Annotated in this window: 1 pseudogene; it reads right to left on the bottom strand. The window is 72.6% G+C overall.

Going from position 1 to position 1,567, the window contains the following annotated elements:
- Positions 1-1,567 (bottom strand): annotated as a pseudogene (locus ARGLB_RS11330) (DUF6531 domain-containing protein); the annotation flags it as partial.

The raw sequence follows: 1,567 nt of genomic DNA, 5'->3' as shown, positions 1-1,567 counted from the left end.
GGAGAGGAAGCCGCGGGCGGCGGGGTCATACGCGCGCGCCCCGAGCCATTCCAGGCCCGCGATGTCGACACCGCCGTCGCCGGTGATGCTGATCCCGGCGGGCAGCGCACCGCCCAGCGCGGATACCGCACCTGCAGTTCCTGTGCCACCGGCACGAGCACCTGTTGTGCTGCCGGGGATGGGGACGGCCGGGGTGCCGAGGACGGCCCAGGGGTCGGTGTGGTCGGTGGGGCGGGCGGCGCGCCAGCCCGGTGCGGTCCATGCGTCGCCAACACCGGTGACCCCGCCGGGCAGGGGAAGGACCTGCCCGCCGCTGATGCCTGTCAGGGTGGGGATGGGGTTGGCGGTGTCCCACCACAGCTCCGCACCGTCGATGGCGGCGAGTTCGCCGAGGGCGTCGACCCACAGTCCGTGCCGGGAGACAGCAGCGCCGTCGGGGCTGCGGTCGGCGGTGCCGCTGAGGTGCCCGGTGGGGCCCCAGGCGTACTCGGTCCAGGACCCGTCGGAGCGGATGAGCCGGGTGCGGCGGCCGAGCCCGTCGTGGACGTACTCGGTCCGGGACCCGTCAGTATCGGTGACGGCGAGCAGCTGGCCTCCGGCGTCGTACTGGTACTCCCGTGAACCGGCCGGCGTGCTTTCGCGCACGAGCCGCCCGCCGGCGTCGTACACCCACCCGGAAACCGAAGCGGGAAGTCCCGGTTCCCCGGTGCGGGTGGTGGTGGCGGTGACCATTTGCCCGGCCCGGTCGTACCCGTAGCGGGTCACGGCACCGGACCGGGTCAGGCCCGTGATCCTGCCGTCCTGGTCCCGGCCGATCATCGTCACATCAGCGGCGCCCGGGTTCGTGGTGTCCGTGCGGGTGTGTTCGGCGAGGGCGCCGTTGCGGTAGGCCCATTCCTGGACCAGGTCCCCCGCCGTGGCGGCGGTGATCCGCCCCGAAGCGTCGTAAGCGAAGAGCGCCTCCCCCAATTGGGGGTTGCTGACGGCGGTGACCCGGCCCGCGGCGTCGCGCCGATAGGTGGTGGTGGTTCCGTTGGCGTCGGTGAAGGCGGTGCGGTGCCCGTCGGCGTCGTAGGCCCAGGACAGGCCCTCGTTCCCGCGGGTGCGGGAGGTCAGCAGCCCGCGCCGGTCAAACCCGAGTTCGTGCTCGACCGCGAACCCGTCACCGCCGGTGTGGTCGGTGATGACCACGGACCGGCGGACCGGGTCACGCTCGATCCCGGCGAGCAGCTTCCCGTCGAACGACGTGGAGGATTCGCGGCCTGCCGGGTCGTAGGTCCAGGTGGTGGTGTGCCCGTCCGGGCCGGTCTGGGACATCTGCCGCCCGGCGGGGTCGTAGGTGGCGGTGGTGACCCGCCCGAGCGGGTCGGTGACCGACTCCACCTGGTCCGTGGCGGTGTAGGTGCGTGTGGTCACCCCGCCCATGGGGTCGGTGATGCGGATCAGGCGCCCGCGGACGTCGTACTCGAACCGGGTCCGCCCACCCACGCCGTTGAGCGTCTCGGTCAGTTCCCCGGCGAGGTTGTATTTGAACCGGCGGGTGCCGTACCAGGTGTCCTGGGAGAAG

This window comes from Arthrobacter globiformis NBRC 12137 (assembly GCF_000238915.1).
GTDB classification, from domain to species: domain Bacteria; phylum Actinomycetota; class Actinomycetes; order Actinomycetales; family Micrococcaceae; genus Arthrobacter; species Arthrobacter globiformis.
The sequence above is the reverse complement of the archived record's forward strand: the minus strand, read 5'-3'. Positions and strand labels throughout refer to the sequence as shown.